The organism is Paenarthrobacter ilicis (genome assembly GCF_016907545.1).
GTDB classification, from domain to species: domain Bacteria; phylum Actinomycetota; class Actinomycetes; order Actinomycetales; family Micrococcaceae; genus Arthrobacter; species Arthrobacter ilicis.
Window position 1 is genome coordinate 381,975 of the sequence record NZ_JAFBCD010000001.1, and the last position, 25,348, is coordinate 407,322.

Below are 25,348 nucleotides of genomic sequence, written 5' to 3' on the forward strand. Positions count from 1 at the left end.
GGAGAAACCGTCCCATGCGTACCGTCCGTCCGCTTCTGGCCGCCGTCGTCGCCGCTCTTGCCTTCGCGTCCGCCCTGCTGTTTTCCGCGGCCCCCGCGTCTGCGCACGACGTCGCCGAATCCTCGGCTCCGGCGAACGGGACCACAGTGGCCACCGTACCGGCGTCGGTCTCCATCACGTTCAACAACCGTCCGCTGGCCATCGGTTCCGGCGTAACGGTCACCGCAGGTGGCCAGAACTGGGCCGACGGCTCGGTCGAGATCATCGATAACCAGGCCGTGCAAAAACTGCGTGAAGGCGCTCCGGCCGGCGAATACACCGTGACCTGGAGGGTTGTCAGCTCTGACTCGCACCCCATCGAAGGCACCTTCACGTTTACGGCCACCACTGGAAGCACGACGGCGACCGGCGGCACCGCTGCAGCCTCGCCGTGGGCCGGGGCTTCTTCGGACACCGTCCCGACGGCGGGCACCGCCGCTCCCGGGACCGGAACCAGCGCTCCGGCGGCGGATGCGTCCCAGCCCTTCCCCTGGAGCATCGTTGTCCTGGCGGTAGTGGCTTTGGCCCTGGTGATTTTCCTGGCTGTTACGGCACGCAGGAAACTTGCTGCGTCCAACGCGCCGGAAGACCGGGATTCCGCGGAATAACTAGGTTTTCTACGTAGCTGCGAAAATCTCGAATCGGTTACCGCGACACGCCCAGATAACAGTTCCCGTTACTTAAATGTGACTTCGGCGTGATCATCGCGTACGGTTGTACCTGTGCCTGTTCCATGTAGCAGGCACTTCCGGCCTGATTGCCTAGCTCTGCCGCAGTCCGGAATCCGTTCGCAGACAAACCTAACGGCAGAGACGGGGAACCCAATTTAGGCCGCTTCCAGCGCGCCTTGGGGTGAAGCCACGATGCTTCCGCTGAACAGCGGGGGATAGTGGCCGGGTGACTCCCATCCGAATCCGACAGCTAACCTCGCAGGCATCGGGAGAGGCTTTTTTCATGTCTTCAAGCATTCTTCGCGGCCGTCGTAAGGCGGACAGCGTACGTCCTAATCCGTTCATCTCCATCTCCAAGGCTGTTGCCAGCAACGCTTCCGGCGCTGGCCGCCAGGCAGCTGTTATCGCGGCAGCTTCGGGCCTTGTCCTGACCGGCTCCATTGCTGCCCACGCAGCTGAAGCTCCGGTTCAGCGCGACTCCAGCCCGGCCACCGTGGCAGAGACCGTCTCGGAGGCACCCACCAAGGTTGTCACCGCACTCTCCACCGCCACCGTCAACTTCGAGCGTCCCGCCGTTGCTTCCGTAGCAGCTCCGGTCATCGAAAAGCCGGCTCCGGTTGTTGAAGCTCCTGTTGTTGCCAAGAAGGCAGCCGTCGCCCCCGCCGCCGCAACGGCTCCCGTTGCCAAGGCTGCTGCAGCTGCTCCCGCCGCTGCTGCTCCGGCTGCTGCACCCGCAGCCGCTGCTCCCGCCGTCGGTGGAGTGAACGCAGCCATGGTTGCTTCCGCTTACGCCCAGATCGGCATCATGCAGGACTGCACCGCCATGGTGGAAAGGGCGCTGGGTTCCGCTGGTATTCCTGTTGGCGACCTCGCCCCCATGCAGTTCATGAACTACGGCCGGGTTGTCAGCGATCCCCAGCCTGGTGACATGATCGTCCAGTCCGGCCACGTAGCCATCTACATCGGCAACGGCCAGGCCATCAGCGGTGGCATCAACGGCAACCAGACGGGTATCCACCCCATCAGCTGGTTGACTGCAACTGGTCCCGTTACGTACGTACGCGCAGGCGCATAAGCCTCACGCTTCAGTTCAAAGGCCGGTGTTCTTCGAGGAATGACTTCCTCGGAGAATACCGGCCTTTGGCGTTAAATTATGTGCGGAAAAGTGTGATGTAGGGTTGCTGCTCGCCGTCAGGCCAGGGCTATGCCGGGTCCGGCCGGGAGCGCCACCTTGGAGGAGATTGCTTGCCCCACGGCTTTCGCTTGCCGGAGCACCTCTTTGGGCGTGGGTGTGATGAGTTCTCCCACTCCCACCAGGTGCATCCCCAGTGCACGCATGGCTGCCGCAAAGTTCTGTCCCACGGCAATTCCCAGCTCGGCCAACATGCGGCGCAGTTGGCTCTGGGCGCAGCGCGTCACCACCACATGGTCTGCCAGCAGGATCCCGTGCGCAGTGTGGACTGCCCATTGGCGGGGTGCTACTTCCAGTGGTCCGGAGGCAAGGCCGTTGCTCAGGCTGGCTGTGGCGACCTTCCTGGCCAGCCCATGGGCAGTCTGCTGGGCTGCGTCAGCGCCCAGGAAATCAAGGCGGACGGCGCGGGTGGTGCTGCGGACATCAAGCTGGTGGCTGGCTGCGTAGTTGCGCAGGTGGCGGAGAATTTCGCTGCGTTCCTGCATGGCGGGATCGGCAACATCGCAGCGTTGGAGCATCCCTGTGTGGGGGGACGATCCGGAACCCGTCAGACCACCAAAGCCCTCCACCACAATTGATCCGACTCCGTAGCGGCTGAGTTCGCTCGCAACGGCCAAACCGGAGAGGCCGGCTCCAATGACTACTGTGGTGGTTCGTTCCGCACCGGAATCAGGCGTGACTGACACTGCTTGGTTCCTCCTTGACGTGGGTGCCTGGCGGCATCGCGTGGGAAAGCGTCCGGATTCCCCAAGCGGCCGCAAGTGAGCAGCCAGGATGTGTGCTGAAACACTGTTCCCGGCTACTCGGTGACTCGAACACTACCGAACTTTTTCGGCCAAGGATAGCCTTCGCGGCATCGTGTTTTTGATGTTCATTGAGAGCAGATCATGGCGTCCCCGGAACTGAGCCCGGACCGTTATGCACATAGCTTCGACGCGTCTTGATTCGCCCCCTCCCAGCGAGAATAGTGGGCTGTGGAAGGCGGAATCCGCAGGGTTCTTCTTCCCGGCTTATGGGATGTGTCGAGCCAGGGATTTGGTGGCCCCAAACCTCTGGCAGAATAAGCCGGAACATCAAGCAGCAGGTGGAGAGGCGGGCCCAATGGACCAGCACGGTAGACACAGTGAAGTGCCAAACGATGGCGAGGACCAGGCTGTAGCACCCGGCGGAATCGTTGTGGGCGTGGACGGATCGGAGCATGGGCAGTGTGCCCTGGTGTGGGCGGCCCGTGAGGCGGAGCGCCGCCAGTTGCCCCTGCACATTGTGACCGCGTATTCGGTTCCTATTTTTGCGGCCTCGGGGCTGGATGGCGGATACGCTACCGTTGACGATTCCGTCATCCGTGAGGGCGCTGACGCCATCGTCAAGCAGGCCCTGGACAAGGTTTCTTCCTACAACATTGACGTGGATGCCACGGTGGAGAATGGCGACGCCGCCGGAGTGCTCCTGGACCTTTCCGCCGAGGCCGCCCTGCTGGTCTTCGGCAGCCGGGGACGCGGCGGCTTCGTAGGGCGCTTGCTGGGTTCTGTCAGCAGTGCACTCCCGGCGCACGCCAAGTGCCCCACGGTTACGGTTCCCCTCTACTGCGCCAACAGGCTGGGTGAGAGCACCGAGGACAAACACATCAAGGCCGAACACGCCAAGACCGGCCCGCGGGCCGTGGAGAACATCGTTGCTGTGGGCGTGGATGGCTCTGAGCAGGCCCGTGTAGCTGTTTTGGAAGCGGCCGAGCAAGCACAGCGCATGGGCGCCAAGCTGCGCGTCATTTGCGCCGTTCCCCAGTACAGCGGGTCGTTGGCCTGGGTTCCTGCTCCGTTGGACCGGGATGCACTGTTTGCCGATATCAAGGTCCAACTGGACGCCGGTGCTGCCTGGCTGAAGAGCCACTTCCCGTCGCTTCCCATTGAGACCGAACTGCGGGATGGTTCACCGGTGGACGTTTTGGTGGACACCAGCCGCGGTGTGGAACTGATTGTGCTGGGCACCCGCGGGCGCGGTGGCTTCGCAGGAATGCTCCTTGGATCCACCTCGGACGGCGTTCTGCATCACGCGAAGGGGCCCGTGCTGGTGGTTCCGGACAGGGAAGACCCCCGGCTCGCTGACCGTCCAAACTTCGGGCCCATGCTGGGCGTGGCCTAGCTGTAGCAGCAGGGTGGGTTTGAATCTGACGACTGAAGACTTTACTGAGTGCCTCGGCTGACGAACTTGTACAAGTCAAAAGGCGGCGGGATCCATGGTTCCCTTTCGATGGTGACGCCGGGGCCGGGAGTGCCATAGATGTTTCCCAATGCTTCACGAGTAATAATGGCTGTCCACTCGTTTTCCGCCTCTTTGTTATTAAGGGTGTAGGCCAGATCGCACCCGGAGTTCAGGAGCATGGACTCGAATTCCCTCATCTGACGTTGTCCAAAATTTTCGACGTAGGCCTCGGGCAGCACCTTGAGGTTGGGTGGGAGGTCAATTCTGAAAAGACCATCGAATGCGCGATCCTTGAATTGCTGACTGTGGAGGGCTAAGTTTTCAGCCGCACTCCTTGGTCCCACATGAGTGACTTCTGGTAGGGATTGAAGGGCGATCTTGCGCCCGGGAACTGTCACAGCCGATTGCACAGCGCTACGTTCATTCGGGCCCGTTGTGGAAGCGTGCCACCATGTCACCGCGTCGGGGCCAGCCGGCAGCGGAGGGATCGTCCGTCCAGACTCCTCTTTGTAGGCGACGAACGCATCAGCATTTCCGTCATAGTGAAGCAGTTTCACGGGTGAAAGAGTTCCTTAGGTCCAAGAGCTGACGGCCCCCCACATGGGGAGCCGCCAGCTCAGTTCGTTTCCTGGATGGAAAACAGGTCAGTTTTCCGCGTCTGCCGCTGCCTGCTTCTGGGCATCCTTCTCGGCACGCAGGGCCTCGGCCTCTTGCTGCTCCTCAGCCTTTTCCTGATGGATGACCTCTGCGAAGAGTTTCTCCATCTCCTTGGCGACTCCCGCGGCGGAGGCCGGGTTCTGGCCGGTTACCAAGCGCTCGTCCACGACGACTTTTTCTTCGAAGACACCGGCGGACACGTGGCGGGCGCCTTGTTCTTCCAGCCGGTCTGCCAAGAAGAACGGGATGACCTTGTCCTTGCCTGCGGCCACCTCCTCATCGTTGGTAAAGGCGGCGACGTCGCGGCCCTGGACCAATCGGAAGCCATTATCCAATTCCACATTCAGCAGGCCTGCCGGTCCGTGGCATACAGCACCCACCAGGCCTCCGGCGTTGTAGACGCTGGCAACCAGGTTCTGCAGCCCTTCGCTGTCCGGGAAGTCCCACATGGTTCCGTGGCCGCCCACCAGGTAGACGGCGTCGTACTGGCCGGGGTCAACAACGTCCACGCGTGCGGTGTTGTACAGGCCGGCGCGGGTGGTCTCGTCCTCGGTGAACGCCACCTGGATGGGGTCATCCGTGTCCACCTCATCGCGGGGTGGCTGGCCGCCCTTGATGGAGGCGAAATCGACGAAATGCCCGGAATCTTTGAAGACCTTCCAGGGATGTGCTGCCTCGGCCACGTTGTAGCCGGTCTTTTCGCCGGTATCGCCGATCTCGGAAACGCTGGTCAGTACCATGAGGATTTTCTTCATGAATTGCTCCTTTTCGTCCGTGTTCAACACTACGCCTTGCTGATTTGCAAGCTCATTGAAGCCAGCCGGGCACCGCCGGAAGGCAGTACTTCGGCGGCATTCATCAACCCGGGCGGGTCGATGGTCCTGGCAGAAACGGCAGCCAGGTGGGTTGGGGTGGCCGGGACGGGATGAACCCTGAGCCCGTGCACCAGGGGTTGATCCGGACACTCCGCCCGAAGAACCCCGCGCGATTCGCCGTCGGAAACCAGTGCCACGGTGGACGGCTGGACGCTGAGTCCCAGCCCCGCCGCCTTCAGGATGGCCTCCTTGGCAACCCACTGGCGCATCCTTTCCCGCACATCCTTGGCGGCCGGTGTCCCGGGGGAAAGGACGTAGCCATCAAAGCCGTCAAAGAGTGCCGGAGGAACCAGTTCCACGTCCGCACCCACCCTGGCAGCGGCCGGTCCCACTGCCGCCATCACCAGGCCGTTGCTGCGGGAAAGGCTGAGCGACATTCCAGGCATCGCCGTCCTCCCGTGGGCTGAACTGCCGCATCCAGGGCATTGGCGGGTGATGTCCAGATCCGGCGAATCGAGGGCATCCAGGCCCAGCCGGTGTGCTGCGAGCAGGCGAAGCAGTACATGGGACGCCGCATAGTCGCGGCTGTCCGCAGAGGTGCGGTACCGCCGTCGTGCGTTCTTTTCTGCGGCGGTGAGGAAGCGGTCCATGCCGCCGGCGCCGGAACAGGCCGCCTCAACGCCGGCGGAGGGCATGATCAAGTATCCGACGCCGGGGGTCCCTGCCTTGCTGTTCACAGCTTGCTGATGCGCCGGTACTTCATGATCGCCAGGGGCGCGAAGACCGCGATGATGGCAAGGCTGCATGCGACGGCGTAGAGCAGGGCGTTGTCCGCAGGCCACCCACCCGGCGCAACGAAGCCTGATGGTGCGGCGTTTCCGAAGAGCCCACGCACGGCCGTGGCCACGGACGTCACAGGGTTCCATTCGGCGATGGCACGCAGCGGACCCGGGAGCGAAGCGGTGGAAACGAAGGCGCCCGACACGAAAGTGACAGGGAAGAGCCACACCAGGCCAAGGCTTTGCGCGACTTCCACGCTGCGGGCGGTGAGGGCAATCAGTGCCCCGATCCAGGACACCGCGAAGGCGAAGAGCAGCAGGACGCCCAGCGCAGCGAGCAGTTGCAGGGCCCCCGTGTTCATCCGCCACCCCACGGCAATCCCGCACAGCAGGGTAACCGCGATGGAGATGACGCTGGTGTAGAGGTCCGAGGTGGTGCGTCCCAGGATCACCGCCACCCGGGACATGGGCAGGGAGCGGAAACGGTCAATGAGTCCGAGCTGGAGGTCTTTGGCCAGGTACACGGCCGTAAAGGACGCGTTGAATGTCAGGGTCTGGGCGAGGATGCCGCCAATGAGGAAACTGCGGTACTGGTCACCACCCAGGGAGCCGCCGAAGACGAAGCCCAAAAGAAGGACGAACATGACCGGCTGCACGACGCCGGTGACCAGGGCGCCGGGCGTGCGGAGAACATTGAGCAGGTTGCGGTGGGCAATGACGGAGCTGTCCCGGACAGCGGCAGTGATGACGCTCATGCGGGCACCCCTTCCTTGTCTTCGCTGTTCTGGTGGGGGGTTTGCGGTGAGCCTCCGGTGAGCTGGAGGAAGACGTCGTCCAGGGTGGGGCGGCGCAGGGATGCTTCGGTCACGGGAAGGGACCGTGCATCCAACTCGGCCAGGACCCGGACCAGCACGCCATGGCCGCCGGGGGCAGCAACGGACACACTCAACGCGGCCTCGTCCACCTCCGGAATGGCAACCCCGCCGGTTGCCTCCATCAACACGGAGGTTGCGCTGCGCAGATCGGCCGCATTCATCACGGTGATGTCCACCCGTTCTGAACCGGCCCGGTCCTTAAGCTGGCTGGCAGTGCCTTCGGCAATCACGGAGCCGTGGTTGATCACGGCAATGTGGTCTGCCAGCCGATCTGCTTCCTCAAGGTACTGGGTGGTCAGGAGGACAGTGGTCCCTCCCGACACCAGCCCGGCCACCACGTCCCAGGTATCCAGCCTGCCCCGCGGGTCCAGGCCCGTGGTGGGCTCGTCCAGCACCACGACTTTGGGCCGGGCCACTACCGCGCCGGCAAGGTCCAGCCGCCGCCGCATGCCGCCGGAGAAAGCCCCGGCCCGTTTGCCTGCTACGTCCGTGAGGCGGAAGTCTGCCAACAGTTCATGCGCACGTGCCGTGGCGTTCCGGCGGTTCATTCCGTAGAGGCGCCCCACCATGTGGAGGTTCTCAAAAGCGGTGAGCTTTTCATCCACGGCCGCGTACTGCCCGGAGAGGCCGAGGTTGCGGCGGACCAGTTCCGGGTCGGTGCGGACCGAATGGCCGGCCACCCAGGCGTCCCCTGAATCCGGGGTCAGCAAGGTGGTGAGCACCTTGACGGTGGTGGTTTTGCCGGAGCCGTTGGGCCCCAGCAATCCCAGCACCGTGCCTTCGGGGGCATCCAGGGTCAAGCCATCCAAGGCCGTGAAAGAGCCGTAGGACTTGCGGACATTGTCTACGCGGATCACTGGCTGGCAGCCAGCTCGGCAACCTTGCGGGGCGCCATGTCGGTCCACGTTTGAGACACGTAATCCAGGCAGGCTTCCCGGCTGTCCGGGCCGAACATGGCTACCCACCCCTTGGGTGTGGCCGCGAAGGAAGGCCACAGGGAGTGCTGTTGGTATTCGTTGACCAGGACGGAGAAGGTTGCTGAGGTGTCATCAAACGGGTTCGTCACGGGGATTGACCTTTCGGGTTGTTCCGGCGTAAACAATGCACCGGGTTCCGGAGCGTTTCCAGTGGTTCGGACTCAACCCCCCAGCTGGATGGCCAAGGCGGGCATAATTACCGGGAGAGCTGCGTCACTTAACATCCGGGAGTGCCTTTCCGGCACGTCGACGGCGGTCACGCGACCGGTGATGTACGGCTCCCAGGCATCCGCTCGCGGCGTGCCCTCAGGGACCTCCACGGTGGCCCGGAAGAGCAGCAGGTCGCCGTCGAAAATTGCAGGTTCCTGTTCCCTGATCAGCCGCGCCAGCACGGGGAAGTTCTCCACCATGGCCTGCACGGCGTCCAGTGGAACGGTACCCAGCGGGTTGTGGTTCCTGCGGAGGATCTCCTGGGCCTTGGCAGCGCCAAGATCCTCGTAGTCGGACTCGTCCAGGGCGTAGCCCTGCGCCTCCAGGAAGGCAGCCCAAATTCCGGCACCTGCCCCCACATCATCGTTGCTCTCCTGGTTTCCGGGGAACGCGTCGAGGATGGCCAGCGACGCAACCTCATCGCCACGTTCCTGGAGCCGGGTAGCCAGGCGGTGGACCACATGCCCACCAAAGGACCATCCCAGCAGATGGTAGGGGCCGGACGGTTGAACGGATTTGATGCGGGCAATGTAACTGTCCGCGAGTTCCGTGAGGTCCATCGCGGTGACGGCGTGGGTTGCGCCCGGTTCCATGCCCGGCATCTGCAACCCGATCAGGGGCCGCTCCGGGTCAAGCGAACCCAGCATTGAAGCGTAGCCCCACGCGATACCCGACGCCGGGTGGACGGCGAACAGGGGCGCTTTGGTGCCGCTGGTGCGCAGGGGAAGAACCTGGCGCAGGCTTGCGGCGGCGCCATCGTCCACGCCCCGATCGGCTTCGGCCAGAAGCCCCTCCACCGTGGGCGCACGGAACAAGGCCTGGACCTGCAGGGATGTACCCAGCGCTGCATTGATCCGGGCAATCAACGGTTGCGCCAGGAACGAATGCCCGCCCAGTTCGAAGAACGACTCATCCACTCCGGCTTTGTTCAGGGACAATACGTCCGCGAAGATTGCTGCCACCGTTTGCTCCCGTGGAGTCCGCGGAACCTTGCCGGACGTGCGCGGTGCGCCGTCCGCTTCCGGCAGGGCAGCAAAATCCACCTTGCCGTGATGGGTCAGGGGGATCTCCTGGATGGCCACCACGGCCGCCGGCACCATGTAATCCGGCACCAGGTTCCGCAGGTGGGCGCGCACGCCGTCAGCGAAGTCCGCCGCGCCATCCTTGGTATGAACGGGAACGCCGGCCGTGGGGACCACCCAGGCCACCAACCGCACGCTGTCCCCGGAGGGCACTGCCCGGACCACGGCGGCCTGGACGTCCACCGCGGTGGTGGCGGCCTGCTCGATCTCCCCGGGCTCCACACGGAACCCACGGATCTTGAGCTGATTGTCGTTGCGTCCGGAGAAGACGATGCTCCCGTCAGCGTGCCGCACCACCAGGTCACCGGTGCGGTACATGCGCCCGCCATCGGCGCTGAAGGGGTCGGCCACAAAGCGTTCAGCCGTCAGTCCCGGCTGGCCCCGGTAGCCGTTGGCCAGCTGCTTGCCCGCGATGTATAGCTCGCCGGAAACTCCGGGCAGCGCCGGCTGCAGCAAAGGGTCAAGGACATACAGCGCGGTCCGGGACGTGGCAGCTCCCAGCACCGGGGCCGTGTGGTCACTGACGCGCGCCAGCACGGTATCCACCGCGGCCTCCGTAGGACCATAAAGGTTCCAGGCGGTCACGTTGTCCTTGGCGGAAAGTGCGTCCCACAAGGCGGGATCGAAGGCTTCGCCACCCAGGGCAAGGCTGAATCCGTCTCCGTCCAGCACCCTGGTGAACGCCGGCTCGGTCAGCAAATGCCTCGCGTACCCGGGCGTTGTTTCCCAGACGCTGATGCGTTGCTCTTCAAAGTAGCCTGCCAACGCGGCGGGATCCCGCCGGGTATCCTCGCCCACCATATGCAGCTGATGCCCGGCAACCATCCACAGGATGGGATCCCACGATGCATCAAAGCCAACTCCGGTGGTATGGGCCACCCTCTGCTGGACCCCGGTGGTGTGGGGATCCAGTCCCGCAAAGAGGGTCTCACCGTGCGATTCCAGCAGAGCTGCCAACGCGCCGTGGCTGACCTCCACTCCTTTGGGCCTCCCCGTGGATCCCGAGGTGAACATGACATAGGCGAGGTTGCGTCCTGCTGGCTGGCGCTCAAGAAGTTCCTGGGGCGAGCCGAAACCCGAGGCCCCGGCCGTCTCAAGGAGTCCGGACAGCAACACCAGGCGCGGAACAGCACGGCCAGGGTTCCGCGCAGCAACCGTGGACAGCAAAGCGGCCATGCGGTCCGCTTCCGATTCGGAACTGACCACCACGGCAGGCCCGGCATCCTCCAGGATGGCCACCACCCGGTCATCCGGGTACTCGGTATCGATCGGGTTGTAAACCGCGCCCGACGCAACTGCTCCCAGCAACGCTTGGACGGTTCCGGCGGACCGGGGCAGGAACACCGAGACAACATCGCCCGCGGCCACCCCCTCCATGTGAAGTCCGTCCGCCACACGGATCACGGAGTCTGCCAACTCCGCGAAGGTGACCTTGCTGTCCCCGCTGACCAGCGCTAAGGAGTCCGGGGCGGACTGGACACTGGCAGCGAAGGCGGCCAGGACGCCGTCGGCCTCTTCCGGGTGATGTACGACGCCGGAACGCCGTCCCGCTGTCAGCCCCGCCAACGCGTCGGCTTCCTCGGGGTCAAGCAGGGGCACCTCCGCAACACGGGTCTCCGGATCAGCGGCAGCCCGCTCCACGAAACGCACCAAGGTTTTGACCAGCCGTTCGATGGTGGCGTCCTGGAACATTGCCGCGTTGTACTCCAGCGTGGCTGAAAGGCCCGAGGCGGCGGGACGGAAGGTGAAGGAGAGATCGAATTTCGCCTCTCCCGAACTGCTGTCCGGCAGGGCTGTGACTGTTGCGCCGGGCAGTTCCGGAACGGAAGCGGGGGAGCTGTCCACGGTCAGCATCGTTTGGAACAGGGGGTGCCGTCCCAGCTCACGGGCGGGGTTCAGTACCTCCACCAGCTGTTCAAACGGGACGTCGTCATGATCGAACGCTGCCAGCACGCTGGTGCGGGCACGGTCAACCATGGCACGCACGGTGGGAGAACCGGCGGCGCTGATCCGCAGCGGCAAGGTGTTGACGAAGAATCCCACCAGGTCCGCCAGGGCCGGGTCCGCGCGCCCTGCCGTGGGTGAGCCGATCACGATGTCATCGCCGGCCCCCATGCGCTGCAGGAATCCGGCCAGGACGCCGTGGAGAGTCATGAACAGGCTCGCGTTGGAGGTAACCGCCAGGGAGTTCAGGGCCTTCAAAGTTTCGGTACTGAGCTCAAAGGTGCGCTGTTTTCCGGGCTGCCGGGCGTCACGGGGGCGGCGCTGATCGGCTGGAAGGGTGAGCTCGGTGGGTATGCCCGCCAGGGTTTCCTGCCAGAACCGGACCTTGCTGTCCGCCACTCCTGCGGCACCAAGGACTTCCTGCTGCCACGCGCTGAAGTCTGCGTACTGGAGGCTGAGCGGGGCGCGGCTGTTCCCGGTTCCTGTCACAGCAGCCGAGTAGGCCTCGGAAAGATCCCGGGCAAGCGGTGCCAGGGACGCACCATCGCTGGCGATGTGGTGGATCACCAGCTGGAGGATCCATGCAGGCCGGGGGCCGTCACCGCGGCGCAGCAGCACCGCGCGCAGGGGGAGGTCGCTGGTGACGTCAAAGCCCGTGCGTGCTTCCGCTTCCAGGATGGAGGCTTGCTCATCCTCGCTGCCCACCGGGATGATCCGCAGCAGCCCACCCGCATCTCCGGCCGGGTGGACCAGCTGGTGGGGGGTGCCGGCAGTTGCCGGGTAGCTGGTCCTCAGGACCTCGTGCCTGGCCACCAAGGAATCGACGGCGGCGGAGAGGGCCTGCTCATCCACGTCGCCTTCCAGTTGGGCGGCCAGGGAGATGTTGTAGTCGGCGGAGCCTGGATCCAGCTGATTGAGGAACCACATGCGTTGCTGGGCGAAGGACAGGGCTGGGTTCCCATGGCGGCGTGCCGTTCCGGTTTCCAGCCACTCAGCGAGCGTCGGGCCGGTCTCTTGGGCGGGGTCGGCATGAGATGCCAGCTCGGCATGAGATGCCAGGTCGGCATGAGATGCCAGCTCAGCATGAGGTGCCAGCTCAGCATGAGGTGCCTGGCCAGCGGGAGCCGCCGGGCCGTCGTCGGGCGTTGACCCGGCCGACCGTCCGGCAGAGATTGCGTCCAACAGCGCCCCTGGAGTTGGCTGATCGAAGAGCGTCCGCAACGGGAGGGCAGCGCCAAAGGCTTCCCGGATCTTTCCCATGATGGTGATGGCCAGGAGGGAGTGTCCCCCCAGCAGGAAGAAGTCATCATCCATGGCCACCGTCTCCAGCCCGAGAACCTCACCGAAGATTCCGGCCATGACGTGCTCCTCGGGGGTGGACGGAGCCTTTCCTTCACCTGCGCCCATTGCCGCGGGCGCGGGAAGGGCCTTGCGGTCAAGCTTTCCGTGGGAGGTCAGTGGAAGCGCCGGAATAGGCATGATCAGGGCCGGGACCATGTAGTCGGGCAGCCTGGTGGCCGCGTGTGCCCGTAGCTCGGCGGTGTCCACTGCGCCCACAACATAGGCGACGATTCGCTGGGCAGGAACGCCATCGGTGACGGCAACAACGTGCTGCACCTCCGGATGGCTGGACAGGGCAGACTCCACCTCACCGAGTTCGATCCGGAACCCGCGGACCTTTACTTGGTCATCGGTGCGGGAAAGGAATTCCAGCACACCTGTGGCGTCGCGCCTCACCAGGTCGCCTGTCCGGTACATGCGGCTTCCGTCGGCCGCGAAGGGATTCGCCACGAAACGCGAGGCCGTCTCGGCAGGCCGCTGGTCATAACCTTGCGCCATCCCGTCGCCGGCCAGGTACAGCTCGCCGGGAACCCCCGCGGGGACCGGCTGGAGGTACGCGTCCAGCACCCACGCGGACGTGTTTCCCGCGGCCCTGCCAATCACTGGCTTGGTGCCGGTGATTTCCGCCATCACCGAATCAACAGTGAACTCGGTGGGGCCGTAGAAGTTCAACGCCTGGACGGAAGGGTCTGAGGCCAGACGATCCCAGAGGGTGCCGGATACGGCCTCGCCGCCCAGGGCGAGGATCAGCGGCTGTTCGCGGTGCTGGTCAAGCAGGCCATACTGCAGCAATTGCGCGGCGAACGACGGCGTTGTTTCCAGGACGTCGATTCCGTGCTGGAGGCAGTAGCGGCTGAGGCTTTCGGCGTCGCCGCGCTCCGCGTCGGCCACCATGTGCAGTTCGGCGCCGGCCACCATCCAGAGCATCGGGTCCCAGGAAGCATCGAAGCCCAGCCCGGCGATGTGTGCCACGGCAACAGGGTTTCCCGCGTCCGCGGCAAGGCGCGGCGCAAACAGGGTGCGGTGATGGTGTGCGTAGAGGTTGGCCAGGGCGCCGTGGGTCACGGCAACGCCCTTGGGCCTTCCGGTGGAACCCGAGGTGTACAGCACGTAGGCGAGGTCGCCGGGGGCGCACTCTGCCGTTGCCGTTCCGGGGGCATTTTCCCCGGCCGCCAGCAGGTTGCCGAGAGTCACCGCCTTGGAAGGTTCGACGCCGGTACCCGCTTGGCCATGAACGATCACTACCGCCGGGCTGCTGTCCTCCAGGATCATACTGATCCGTTCGGAGGGATAGGCGAGGTCGATCGGTATGTATACGGCACCCGCAGTCAGCACGCCCAGGGCAGCGGCCACCACGTCCGCGGATCGTGGGATGGCCACGGCCACGCGGTCACCGGGACGGACGCCCCTGGCAGTGAGTCCCTTGGCGATGGTTTCCACCCGGTCCTGCAATTGATGGAAGCTCCAGGACGTTCCTTCAGTCAGCACGGCAATGCGGGACGCATTCGCAGCGGCGGTCTGCGCGAAGGCGTCCAGGATGGTGGGCCACGGAACGTCGAGTTTCGTGGCGGAGCTGTGTGCCAGTACTTCTGCATGCTGGCTTGGGGTCTGAATACGCAAGCGGTCCAGTGTCACGGCAGGGTGGTCGGCAAACTGCCCGGCAACCAGCGTGAACCCTTCAACAAGCCGCTCCACGGTGCTCCGGCTGAAGAGCGCGGGGTTGTAGGCCAGCGAGCCGGAGATGCCGGCGCTGGCCGTTTCGGCCAGGTCCAGGAGGAGATCGAACTTTGCCCCGCCCGGCTCCCTTCCCATGTCCGCAGTGGCTTCAAGGCCTTCCATGGACAGCGACGCGTCGGGGGTATTTTGCAGCGTCAGCATCACCTGGAACAGGGGATGGCGGTTGCGCGATCGCGTGGGGTTGAGTTCTTCCACGACGCGCTCGAAAGGGGCGTCCTGGTTTCCGTAGGCGTGCAGGTTGGTGTACCGGACGCTTTCCACCAGCTCGGATGCGGTGGGGTTGCCGGACGTGTTGGTCCGCAGCACCAGGGTATTGACGAAGAAGCCCACCAGTTCGTTGAGTTGCGTGTCGGTGCGGCCTGCCACCGGCGTGCCCAGCGGGATGTCCTCTCCAGCGCCCGACTTTGTCAGCAGCGCAGCAAGCGCGGCCTGGAGCACCATGAAGAGGCTCGCATTCTGCTTCCTCGCCAGAGCGTTCAGGCCCGCCGTGGTGCGGGCGTCCAGTTCCAAGGGAATCGACGACGCCGGGAGGTCGCCTTCGCGGGTTCCGCGCGGGAAGTCGTAGGGCAGCTGGAGTTCCTCCGGAGATCCCTTGAGCTCGCGGGCCCAGAATTCCAATTGCCGTGAAATGGGGCTGGACGGATCCTCTTCCTGTCCCAGGGCTTCGCGCTGCCACAAGGTGTAGTCGGCGTACTGGACAGGCAGCTCGTTGGAGGGAGCTTCCGTTCCGTTCAGCCGGGCAGTGTAGGCCTCGGAGAGATCACGCGCCAGCGGAGCCAGGGACCATCCGTCCGCGGCCACATGGTGCAACGTGATGGCCAGGACGTGGTGGTCCGGCGCCAGTTGGAACAGGACCGTACGGACCGGGAGTTCCCCGGTGATGTCGAAGCCGCGCTGGGTTTCTGCCTGCAAGGCCCGGTCCAGGTTCTCCTCATCGCACTGCACGGCCAGAAGTTTGGCGGGCATGGCTCCCGGCGGCAGGATCTCCTGGCGCGGTTCACCGTTGGACCACGGGAAAATGGTGCGAAGCGTCTCGTGGCGGTCCACAATATCCGTGAGCGCACCCTCCAGGGCACCCACCTCCAAACGGCCCTTCAACGTCAGCACAATGGGAATGTTGTAAGCACCCGACTGGTGATCCAGACGGTTCAGGAACCACAGCCTGCGTTGGGCAAAGGACAGCGGGATGGTGTCCGGCCGCTCCGTCGCACTCAGCACAGGAGCGCCTGTTCCGTCGCTGTCCAACGCCGCGGCGAGTCCCGCCACCGTGGGCTCTTCGAAGATGGTGCGCAGGGCAGGAGCTGAACCTGTGGCGTCGCGCAGGTACGCGGCGAGGCGTGTGGCCAGCAGGGAGTGGCCGCCCAGCTCAAAGAAATCGTCCTCAAGTCCAACGGATTCCAGGCCCAGGATTTCGCGGAAAGCATCAGCCACCACACGCTCGGCCGGTGTGCGCGGCGCACTGGTTGCGGCCTCGGGTTCCGGCGTTGGCAGGGCGCGGGTGTCCAGCTTGCCGTTTGCTGTCAGGGGTATGGAGTCGATGGCGATCACCGCTGCGGGCACCATGTAGTCCGGCAGCGCCCTGCGGGCCTCTTTACGGATGGCTGCGGAGTCCAGGGCTGTGCTGCCCCCGGATTCCTGTTCCGGGTGGGAGGCGGTGACGTAGGCGAGCAGCTGGTCGTAGCCGGCTTTGTTCTTGGTCACCGTCACCGCGGCTTGGGCCACCCCTTCCATGCCGCGGAGGACCTCTTCGATTTCCGCCAGTTCAATCCGGAACCCCCGGATCTTCACCTGCTGGTCCATCCGGCCAAGGAATTGCAGGGTCCCATCGTCCAGGCGGCGCACCACGTCCCCTGTGCGGTACATGCGTGTGCCGTCCAGCGCGAAGGGATCGGCCACGAATTTACCTGCGCTGAGCCCAGGCTGGTCAAGGTAGCCGCGTGCGAGGTTGGGACCGGCGACGTACAGCTCCCCGATGGCATTGGTGGGGACAGGGTTGAGGCCCGAGTCCAGGATGTAGTGCCGGCTGTTGGCCACCGATCCACCCAAGGTGACGTCCGTGCCGGGTTCCATCACAGCGGTCAGCGAGTCCACAGTGGTTTCAGTGGGACCGTAGAAGTTGTAGGCCACCACGCCCTCATGGGCGGCCAACTCACGCCATGTTGCCGGGTCCACGGCTTCGCCACCCAGAGCCACCACGGAGGGGTGGGAGTCCTGGTCGAAAAGGCCGCCGGCCAGCAGCGCCTTGGCAAATGACGGCGTGGTTTCAATCGAATCGATTCGCTCCCTGGCCAGGAACAAGCTCAGGGCCTCGGGATCGCGCCGTGTCTGGTTGTCCACCATGTGCAGCTCATGCCCAGCGAGGAGCCACAGGATGGGATCCCAGGACGCATCGAACGACAATCCCGCGGTGTGGGCCACCCGGAGGCTGCGGCCCAGCCGCGATGCGGCAGGATCAAAAATCCTGTCCCGATGCGAGGTCAGCAGGTTCAGCAGGGCCAGGTGTTCCACACCCACGCCTTTGGGGCGGCCTGTGGAGCCGGAAGTGAAGATCACGTACGCAAGATCATGCTGGCCGGCTACGGGCGCCGGCGGGGCCGGGTCCTTGCTGTCCAGCTCTGCCGACACCACGCTGGAATCCAGTACAGTCACGGGCACACTGGTGCGGGGGCGTCCCTGGTCACTCAACGAAGTCTCTGTCAGCAGAAGAACCGGCGCGGCATCCACCAGCATGCCCTCTACCCGGCCCGCCGGGTAGTCCGGATCCAGGGGAACATAGGCGGCGCCCGCCTTCAGGATGGCCAGGATAGCAACGGGCAGCAGGACGCTGCGGTCCAACCTGACGGCCACCGTGCTCCCGGGCTTGGCGCCGCGCTCGCGGAGAAAGCGGGACAGTTGGTTGGAGCGCTGTTCCAGTTCGGCAAAGCTCAGGCGTCCGTCAGCAGCCACTACGGCAGTTCTCCCAGGTGAGGCCGAGGCCGCGGCCTGGAACTCTTCCACAACCGTGTGGCCCGGCAGGTCCATCGACTCTGCGTCGCCCTCGGCCAGCAGGGAGCGTTCCTCCGACGTCGACGTCAGTGACAGTGCCGCCGTCGGATTTTCCGGGTTGGCCAAAAGCTCGCCAAGAAGCCGGACAAAGCGCGTCAGGTGCTTGTCCAGGTCTGCTTGGGTGTAGAGGCCCGCGTTGGCGGCGAACTGCACAGTGACGCCGTCGGAGGCGTTGTTCCCGAGGCCATGGACAATGACGGACAGGTCGTCAATGGGGCCGGTGGACAGGATGTGCATGGTGCCGGTGGCTTCACCGAAAGCGATGTCGTCCAGAACCGGAAGGATATTCACCGATGGTCCCAGGTAGCTGCCCTGTCCGGTCATGGACTCGTAGCGGGTCCTTTGATGGATCAGGGCTCCACGCAGCTTGCCGCCCGTGGTGGCCACCATGTCCTGGACGGTGGCTCCGGGGTTGATGTCCAGCCGGATGGGGACAATGTTGGACAGCATGGACGCTGTGGACTTGGCCAGCTTTCCGCGGCGGGCCGTCACGGGGAGGGCCAAGGACACGTGCTGCTCGCCGGTCATCCGGTGCAGGTACAGGGACACTGCCGTCAGGATCAATGCAGGCGCACTCCCGGAAGCTGACAGGAGCGCGTCCACTGCGGATGGTGCAAGCGTTTGGGTTGACCGCAGCAGAGCCTCTGCCGTCCCGGAAGGGCGGCCCGCGAGCCCGGCCGGAGTGGCTTGTCCGTCCAGTTCAGCAGTCCAGTAGGCAGCGTCGGCTGCGGCCGCTGCGGAGTCCTGATAGCTGTGATCGTCCGCGATCAGTTCGTCCAGCGCGGCAAAATCGAGGCTGGCGTTCCCGCCGGCGTCATTGGCGGTGCCCATGGACTCGTAAACTGCGGCGACGCGTCGAAGTACCAGCACCGCGGAGTACCCATCCAGGAGCAGGTGGTGGACGCGCTGGTAGAAGAAATGACGGTCCTCGGAGAGCCGGATGACCTCCGTGTGGAGCAGCCCGCCGTCTTCCACGCTGCGGGCCTGCGCCATATCCGTGTCCATCAGATCGCGTGCAGTTTGTTCACGCGCTGATTCGCCGCCGCACCCGCTGAGGTCGGTGAACTGCACCTTCGCATCCATGGGCTTGGCGTACTGGAACGGGCCGTCGTCGTCCTCGCCGAACGCCAGGTTCAGCGCCGGAGTCTCTGAAACTGCCCGGGCCACGGCTGCTTCCAGGCGGGAAACATCCAAGGGCCCGGAGATTTCGATGAATTGCCCGATCTGGTACATGGGGCTGCTGTGCGCCAACTTCTGCGCGTACCAGATGCCCCGCTGCGCGGCAGATAAACCCATCCGGGCTGGTGCCTGGTGCGCCGGAGTGCCGGGCTGGTCAGGGGAGGCGGGGATAGGGAAGTTCATGATCCTTCTCTGCAGTGGGGGGAGGCGTGGAAAAGCAGCGGCAGCCCTGGGAATCAGGACTGCCGCGTCGTGAAGGTGGGGTTACTGGAACTGGCCGAGCTGAAGGGGGCCCAGCACATCTCCATCAATCAGGGGTCCATTGATGAGCGGACCGTTGATGAGGCCGCCGTTCAGAATGCCGCCGCTGAGGATGCCGCCACCCAGCAGGCCGTTAAGGATCCCGCCGTTCAGGGCGCTGGTGCTGGCGGGAGCAGCGGCAGTGGCTGCAGGTGCTGTTGTTGCTGCTTGTGCGGGGAGGGAAGCAAGGGTGAAGGCGGAGGCTGCAAGGACGGTTCCGACTGCGAAACGTGCGGCGTTCTTGGTGGGCTTGTTCACGGGATCTTCTCCAGTACATAGCTGACGTTGTCCGCGCGTCACGGGGTGACGCGCCATCAGTTATTCGGAGCTGCAGGTCGCGTGGATGGGGATCGTCTCTGGCCGGGGCCGGACACCGGAGCCCCGCAGGCTGGTTCCGCCCCGGGACATCAGGGCCTAGGCGTGCTGGTGGGATTCGTGTTCGGAGTGGCTGACGGGTTCCAACTGGAAGGTGCAGTGGTCCGTGTCGAAGTGCCGTCCCAGGCAGGAGCCGAGCTGGTCAAGGATGAGGTCTGCGCCCCGGGCGTTCAGGACGTCATCCTCCACCACCACATGCGCGGAAAACACGGGAACACCGGAGGTGATGGTCCAGATGTGGATGTCGTGGGCTTCCACCACGCCCTCAACGGAGATGATGTGTTCGCGGATCATGTTCACGTCCACGCCCTTGGGGGTGGCTTCCAGCAGCACGTCCACCACGTCCCGCAGGAGGTGCCAGGCCCGGGGGATGATCATCAGGGCGATCAGCACCGAGGCGATGGGGTCTGCGGCGTCAAAGCCGGTGGTCATGATCACGATCGCGGCCACAATCACCGCGATGGAGCCCAGAAGATCGCCCAGGACCTCAAGGTAGGCGCCGCGGACGTTGAGGCTCTCCTTCTGTGCTCCCTGCAGGATCAGCAAGGAGACCAGGTTGGCTACCGCACCCAGTATGGCCGCCCACAGCATCACGTCCGTGTGGATCTCCGTGGTCTGACCGAATCGGCGGATGGCCTCGATCATGATCACCACCGCGATCACAATGAGGATCAGGGCATTGGCCAATGCAGCCAGGACTTCGGCCCGCTGGTATCCGTAAGTGCGCTGATCGCTGGCCGGCCGGGTGGCTATCCATGCAGCCATGAGGGCAATGAAGACGCCTGCGGCGTCGGACAGCATGTGCCCGGCGTCGGCAAGCAAGGCCAGGGAACCGGACACGACGGCGCCCACCACCTGGATGCCCACCACGCCCAAGGTGATGGCCAGGACAGCTATGAGCCGCTTCCGGTGCTTTCCGGTTGCTGTGACTCCGTGCGAGTGGTTGTGGTCGTGCCCCATGGGTATAAGGCTATCCCCAGCCGAGCTCATGCAAGCGGTCGTCATCTATGCCGAAGTGGTGGGCAATCTCGTGCACCACGGTGATCGCTACTTCGTCGATGACTTCCTGCCGGGTGCTGCAGATGTCCAGGATGGGCTGGCGGAAGATGGTGATCCTGTCCGGCAATGATCCTGCTTCCCACCACGAGTCGCGCTCGGTCAGGGGGACACCTTCGTAAAGTCCCAGGAGGACAGTGTCCGGGTCTTCCCCTGGTTTGGGCACGTAGTCGTCTTCAATAAAGACCGCCACGTTGTCCATGGCGCCTGCGGCCTTGGGCGGGATCAGCTGCAGCGCATCACTGACAGCTGCCTCGAAGTCCTCGGCGGACATCCTGAAGGGCCCGCCCGGAGTGTGGTCGGAGAGCCTGGACGACGGCAAATCTCCTTCGGGAACAATCGGAAGGCCGGGAGGAAGGTTCGCGGGCATGCTTCGACTTTAGTCGCCGCAAGAGGCATTCGTGGCGGGGGATGCGGGATACTGAAACCAATCCTTCATCCAGAGACTCAGGAACCGCATGACTGTCACCTCTTCACCCGCGCCCGAACAGTTGGATGTTGTTGTGGTGGGTGAGGCCCTCATTGACATCGTTCAATCGGCCGATGGCCAGGCCGAATACCCCGGCGGTTCACCGGCCAACGTCGCATACGGGTTGGGGCGGCTGGATGTTAATGCAGGCCTGTTGACCGCCATTGGCCGTGACCAACGCGGCGATGCCATTGCAGCGCACCTTGAGAGTGCCGGCGTCGTGCTGTTGCCCGGTTCCAAGTCCTTGCAGAAGACAGCCACAGCCACCGCACGGATTGCCGCGGATGGTTCGGCGTCGTACACGTTTGAGATTGACTGGGCCTTGGCCCCGATCGTCCTGCCCTACGCGCCGCGGATCCTGCACACGGGATCAATCGCAACCTTCCTCGAGCCGGGTGCCGGTATTGTCCGCAGCTTGCTGGAGCAGGCGCAGGGTGGGTGCATGGTCACGTACGATCCCAACATCCGCCCCGATTTGTTGGGCAGCCATCATCAGGCACTGACGCTGTTCGAAGAGATGGTTCCGCTGACCGACGTGGTCCGGATGAGTGGCTCGGACGCCCAGTGGTTGTACCCGGGCAAATCCTTGGAGGACATTGCCAGCCATCTGCTGGCGCTGGGCACCGGTTTGGCAGTTTTGACCCAGGGTGCGAAGGGGTCACTGATGGCCACACCACATATCCAGCTGAACCTTTCCGCGGTTCCGTCCACTGTGGCTGACACCATCGGTGCCGGTGACTCCTACATGTCCGCGCTCATCATGGGTCTGTTGCTGCGTGGCAGCGATGGATTGGCTCCCACGGTGCTGGAACGGATCGGCAGCATCGCCTCCATGGCTGCGGCCATCACCGTTGGCAGGCCTGGCGCCAACCCGCCCACGCACCGGGAGCTCCTCACGGAAATGGCCCGCTAAGGCGGAGACGCCCGCTAACGGCCCTTCCGTCGGGTGAGCCCGACGCCGATCAAGCAGATCACTCCGCCCAGCAGCCCCCAGATGGTGGGCACTTCCTGCAGGACCGCCCAGGAAATCAGAATGGTGGTGCCCGGGACGAGGTAGGTGGTGGCCGCCAGCCTCCCTGCGGAGATAAGGGACAACGCGTACGCCCACGTGGTGAAGGCGATGGCCGTGGGGAAGATCCCCAGATACACCAGGCCCAGCGTTGCGGGCAGGGGAGCAGCCTGGACCTCGGCCACCAGTTGGCCGGTCCACGGCAGGCAGCACACCGCGCCCACCATGATGCCGAACCAGGTTGCCTGCCCCGCAGTGAACTTTCGCAGAACCGGCTTCTGGAGGATCGCGCTCACGGAGGCGAGTACCGCCGCCAGCAGGCATAACAGCACGCCGGCCACGTCCGCCGTCGAACGCTGCCCTGAACCCAGGGCGATCATCGCCACGCCGCAGAACGCCACCCCGCTGCCGATCAACAGCCAGCGCGGGAAACCCTCCTTCAGGACCACTCCGGCCAGGATCGCGATGAGGATGGGGGACACGTTGATCAGCATGGCGCTGGTTCCGGCATCCAGCATGTGCTCGGCAGCGTTCAGGGCCACGTTGTAGCCGCCGAACCACATCACGCCGTAGGCCACAATCGGAAACCATTCCCGGCCGCGTGGCCAGATTTTGAGGGTAGGAAGCACCACCGCTCCAAGAACGACGGCGGCAACCGCCAACCGTCCCAGCGTCAAGGAACCGGGGGAGAAGCTGGGGCCGACTGCGCGGATGCCCACGAACGCGGACGCCCACAGGACGACGGTGACGATCACAGCTGCGATGCCGAGCTTGCTGATGGCTGCCGCGGGCGCGGGGGTGGTGCGCGGGGGCATATCCGGGGAAGGCTGGCCGGGTTCGGCCGGGGTGGTGGTTGTCATGTAGCAAATCTATCCGCGGCAAGGCGTGGGCGGCTGGCGGTTTTCGGACGCGTCAGGGCAAGATCCTGCCAAAAGTCCGTGCTGCCTGTCCGCGCCCACAGCGGCGCGTGGAAGAGGCAGCACGCTCGATTTGGGAATATCGCTATCTATGCTCTAAAGTTTTAGAGTCCAGTTCGGACGAGCGAGACACGGAAAGAACGCGTAAAGCGTTGTTTTTCCTTGCAAAAACCGAATTGAGTTCAGGCCCCCATCGTCTAGCGGCCTAGGACACCGCCCTTTCACGGCGGCGGCACGGGTTCGAATCCCGTTGGGGGTACGCAAGGAAGTGGTAAACCGGATGAAAAAAGTCTGGTAAGCTAGAAGCCTTGAAAAAAACGCGGTAGAGATACCGCACAGCAAGGCCCTGTAGCGCAGTTGGTTAGCGCGCCGCCCTGTCACGGCGGAGGTCGCGGGTTCAAGTCCCGTCAGGGTCGCTCTGAGCGCCGAAGAAATTCGGTTCTCAAGGTGACATGTCACCTAGGCTCTGTAGCTCAGTTGGTAGAGCGTTCGACTGAAAATCGAAAGGTCACCGGATCGACGCCGGTCGGAGCCACCACTGGGAAGCATCAGTTCTGCGGAACTGGTGCTTTTCTCTTTTAACAAAACACTTTGCGTGGGCCCGGGTTATAGGGTGATTTGCATGGGATTGTTCAAGAAGAAATCTTCGGTCGCAGAGCCCGCAGATGAGGACCTGACGTTCTTCACCGCCTCTAAAGCCAACGAATTCCGCGCACTTGCCCGCGAGGTGTTTGCGGAACTGGGCTATGAGGTCCAGATTAATCCCGACCACGCCATCGATGCGGACGGGCGTGGCTACGGTTTCTGGAACGTTGCGGCCAACTGCCACGCCCAGCCCGAGGGAAAGTGGCGGGGAATTATCAGGGAACATGTCCAGAAGGTCTTGGCCAGTTTCGAGGCGCCGGATCCTTTCGAAGACCTCACTTCAGCTGATGTAGCTGGCCGGCTGTATGCCCGCTTGTACGATGAAGCTGCCATCCCCGGATTGGATGCGTACCCACACAGTGAGTTTGTGCCGGGTGTGGTGGAGATGTTGGCCTTGGACCTTCCGGAAACAGTCGCGGTGTTCAACAGGGAGAACGCCGCCAGGTTCGGTGGCTGGCAGGCCCTTCGGGAGCAGGGGCTGGCCAATCTCCGCGCTCTGGACAATGAGCAACTGGAGACCCTCGAGGCACCCGGCGGAGGTGTTTTCTGGGCACTGCTGGGTAACTCTGTTTATACCGCCAGCAAGGCGCTGCTGTTGCCGGGCCTGGCAGCCGAGCTGACGGGACGGCAGACGCGGGATGGCCATGGATTCCTGATGAGCGTCCCCAACCGGCACCAGGTGGTGTGGCACGTGATCGGCAACGACAATCTCTTCAGCGTTATCAACGGCATGGTCAGGTTCACTGCCATGGGGTACAGCGACGCACCAGGCCCCGTCAGCCCCCATGTGTACTGGTGGAACGGCTCGGGCTACGAGCAGCTCACTGAGGTGAAGGAAGACGGCGGGATCGCCATTCACGTGAGTCCGGCCTTCGAAGCTGTCCTGGAAGCCACCCTGCCCCGCGACTGAGACCCTGAGCCGGGCCGCTGTTGTTCCCCATGCTTTCCAGCGAGGTGTCCCAAGTTCAGGCGCTGCGCCTAGCCCGTGGGCGTGCCGGGGCAGCCCCAGGAGTTGGGGTTTTCTTGGCAGGTGTCTGCGACGAGGGCTCGTTGTGTTTTCCAGACGTGGATGGTGGTGGGTGGTGTGGTGAGGTCCAATGTGCCGTTGATGGGTAGGGGTGGGCCGTTGTTGACGGAGTAGGTTCCGGTGTAGGTGGTGGTTACTGCTGCTTGGTAATTGGCGGTTTCTGCGTAGGTGTGGCTGGTTGGTGTTTCGGTGGTCAGCCATTGGGGTTGGGCGATGGGGTATCCGGTGGCTGGTGTTGGTCCCAGGGTGGTGCCGTCCCCGTAGTTGTAGGTGTGGTTGGTGGGGGTGGCTGTGAGGTGGACTGTTTGGCCGAGGATGGTCAGGTCGAAGGTTTGTTGGCCGGTGGTGGTGTAGAAGTTGGTGGGTCCGTCTTTGAGGGTGTGGGGGAATGGTTGGGCTTGCATGGTGCCCGGGTTGATGGGTAGTTGCTGGAAATCGTTCAGGATCCGCGCGGCGATATCCGCCAGGACATTCTCGGGTTTGGTGTCGTAAAGGCACGTGGGTCCGCTGACGGGGGTCCAGTCTGTCCAGGTGGGATTGGTGATGGATTTGGGTGCTTCTTTCCAAATCACCGGAGTCCCGGCCTGGCCGCCCGCCGAAGTGGCGGGGCAGTCCATTGTGAGGCACCCTTTGTCGGGCGTGTCTGATCCGCCCGACCGGCAATGAATATCAGCCATGTACTGGTTAGGATCCTCAGACTCCGAGGTAGCGGCGGATCCGCGGGTGGAGGGTGTGAGCTGTCCTGTCCCAGGGTTAATGCTGAACCGGCTGGACACATCCAGGGCGTCACGTTGGTTGTTCACTCCGG

Annotated in this window: 18 protein-coding genes, 3 tRNA genes and 1 riboswitch; of the genes, 8 read left to right on the top strand and 13 right to left on the bottom strand. The window is 64.2% G+C overall.

Going from position 1 to position 25,348, the window contains the following annotated elements:
- The first annotated feature begins 14 nt into the window (after positions 1–14).
- The gene (locus tag JOE60_RS01890) at positions 15–647 is read left to right on the top strand and encodes a copper resistance CopC family protein (protein ID WP_167265445.1); all 633 of its coding nucleotides are present in this window, start codon (positions 15–17) and stop codon (positions 645–647) included.
- Positions 648–826: 179 nt separating this feature from the next.
- Positions 827–989: riboswitch (cyclic di-AMP (ydaO/yuaA leader) on the top strand.
- Positions 990–993: 4 nt separating this feature from the next.
- Positions 994–1,785, top strand: a complete 792-nt coding sequence (locus JOE60_RS01895; protein ID WP_167265443.1) for an NlpC/P60 family protein — start codon at positions 994–996, stop codon at positions 1,783–1,785.
- Positions 1,786–1,901: 116 nt separating this feature from the next.
- Here JOE60_RS01895 and JOE60_RS01900 read toward each other — a convergent pair whose 3' ends face one another.
- Positions 1,902–2,588, bottom strand: a complete 687-nt coding sequence (locus tag JOE60_RS01900) for an NAD(P)/FAD-dependent oxidoreductase (RefSeq protein ID WP_167265441.1) — start codon at positions 2,586–2,588, stop codon at positions 1,902–1,904.
- 415 nt (positions 2,589–3,003) lie between these two features.
- Between JOE60_RS01900 and JOE60_RS01905 the strand changes: the two genes are divergently transcribed.
- Positions 3,004–4,041: a universal stress protein gene (locus JOE60_RS01905; protein WP_167265439.1), complete on the top strand. Its 1,038-nt coding sequence runs from the start codon at positions 3,004–3,006 to the stop codon at positions 4,039–4,041.
- Between the two features lie 41 nt (positions 4,042–4,082).
- Here JOE60_RS01905 and JOE60_RS01910 read toward each other — a convergent pair whose 3' ends face one another.
- The 10 genes from JOE60_RS01910 to JOE60_RS01955 all read right to left on the bottom strand — a co-directional run bounded on the left by JOE60_RS01910 (position 4,083) and on the right by JOE60_RS01955 (position 20,843).
- Positions 4,083–4,658, bottom strand: a complete 576-nt coding sequence (locus JOE60_RS01910) for a hypothetical protein (RefSeq protein WP_167265437.1) — start codon at positions 4,656–4,658, stop codon at positions 4,083–4,085.
- 87 nt (positions 4,659–4,745) lie between these two features.
- On the bottom strand, positions 4,746–5,513 hold the full coding sequence (locus JOE60_RS01915; RefSeq protein ID WP_167265435.1) for a type 1 glutamine amidotransferase domain-containing protein: 768 nt from the start codon (positions 5,511–5,513) through the stop codon (positions 4,746–4,748).
- Between the two features lie 29 nt (positions 5,514–5,542).
- On the bottom strand, positions 5,543–6,310 hold the full coding sequence (locus tag JOE60_RS01920; RefSeq protein WP_167265433.1) for a 4'-phosphopantetheinyl transferase family protein: 768 nt from the start codon (positions 6,308–6,310) through the stop codon (positions 5,543–5,545).
- Entirely contained in the window at positions 6,307–7,107 is an 801-nt protein-coding gene (locus JOE60_RS01925; protein WP_167265431.1) for an ABC transporter permease, read from the bottom strand. Before JOE60_RS01925 ends, JOE60_RS01920 begins: the two co-directional genes overlap by 4 nt.
- A complete protein-coding gene (locus JOE60_RS01930; RefSeq protein ID WP_167265429.1) occupies positions 7,104–8,084 on the bottom strand; it encodes an ATP-binding cassette domain-containing protein in 981 nt (326 codons plus the stop codon). Before JOE60_RS01930 ends, JOE60_RS01925 begins: the two co-directional genes overlap by 4 nt.
- Entirely contained in the window at positions 8,081–8,293 is a 213-nt protein-coding gene (locus tag JOE60_RS01935; protein WP_142936941.1) for an MbtH family protein, read from the bottom strand. Before JOE60_RS01935 ends, JOE60_RS01930 begins: the two co-directional genes overlap by 4 nt.
- Positions 8,294–8,365: 72 nt before the next feature.
- Positions 8,366–18,925: a non-ribosomal peptide synthetase gene (locus JOE60_RS01940; RefSeq protein ID WP_167265427.1), complete on the bottom strand. Its 10,560-nt coding sequence runs from the start codon at positions 18,923–18,925 to the stop codon at positions 8,366–8,368.
- An 81-nt stretch (positions 18,926–19,006) separates the two neighbouring features.
- Positions 19,007–19,300, bottom strand: coding sequence for a hypothetical protein (locus tag JOE60_RS01945; protein WP_167265425.1), 294 nt, complete (start codon positions 19,298–19,300; stop codon positions 19,007–19,009).
- 156 nt (positions 19,301–19,456) lie between these two features.
- Positions 19,457–20,377 carry a cation diffusion facilitator family transporter gene (locus JOE60_RS01950; RefSeq protein WP_167265423.1) on the bottom strand — a complete coding sequence of 307 codons (921 nt, stop codon included), beginning with the start codon at positions 20,375–20,377 and terminating at the stop codon, positions 19,457–19,459.
- Between the two features lie 10 nt (positions 20,378–20,387).
- A complete protein-coding gene (locus tag JOE60_RS01955; RefSeq protein ID WP_167265421.1) occupies positions 20,388–20,843 on the bottom strand; it encodes a metallopeptidase family protein in 456 nt (151 codons plus the stop codon).
- 88 nt (positions 20,844–20,931) lie between these two features.
- Between JOE60_RS01955 and JOE60_RS01960 the strand changes: the two genes are divergently transcribed.
- A complete protein-coding gene (locus JOE60_RS01960; protein WP_167265419.1) occupies positions 20,932–21,855 on the top strand; it encodes a carbohydrate kinase family protein in 924 nt (307 codons plus the stop codon).
- 14 nt (positions 21,856–21,869) lie between these two features.
- On the opposite strand, the gene JOE60_RS01965 is transcribed toward JOE60_RS01960, so the two are convergent.
- A complete protein-coding gene (locus tag JOE60_RS01965) occupies positions 21,870–22,811 on the bottom strand; it encodes a DMT family transporter (RefSeq protein ID WP_167265417.1) in 942 nt (313 codons plus the stop codon).
- Between the two features lie 243 nt (positions 22,812–23,054).
- Between JOE60_RS01965 and JOE60_RS01970 the strand changes: the two genes are divergently transcribed.
- The 4 genes from JOE60_RS01970 (at position 23,055) to JOE60_RS01985 (ending at position 24,423) form a co-directional block, all read left to right on the top strand.
- Positions 23,055–23,127 (top strand) — tRNA-Glu (locus JOE60_RS01970).
- Positions 23,128–23,210: 83 nt separating this feature from the next.
- Positions 23,211–23,284, top strand: a tRNA-Asp gene (locus tag JOE60_RS01975).
- 46 nt (positions 23,285–23,330) lie between these two features.
- A tRNA-Phe gene (locus tag JOE60_RS01980) sits at positions 23,331–23,406 on the top strand.
- A gap of 84 nt (positions 23,407–23,490) precedes the next feature.
- A complete protein-coding gene (locus JOE60_RS01985) occupies positions 23,491–24,423 on the top strand; it encodes a DUF1444 domain-containing protein (RefSeq protein WP_167265414.1) in 933 nt (310 codons plus the stop codon).
- A 68-nt stretch (positions 24,424–24,491) separates the two neighbouring features.
- Here JOE60_RS01985 and JOE60_RS01990 read toward each other — a convergent pair whose 3' ends face one another.
- Positions 24,492–25,157: a hypothetical protein gene (locus JOE60_RS01990; RefSeq protein WP_239528789.1), complete on the bottom strand. Its 666-nt coding sequence runs from the start codon at positions 25,155–25,157 to the stop codon at positions 24,492–24,494.
- Between the last annotated feature and the right edge of the window lie 191 nt (positions 25,158–25,348).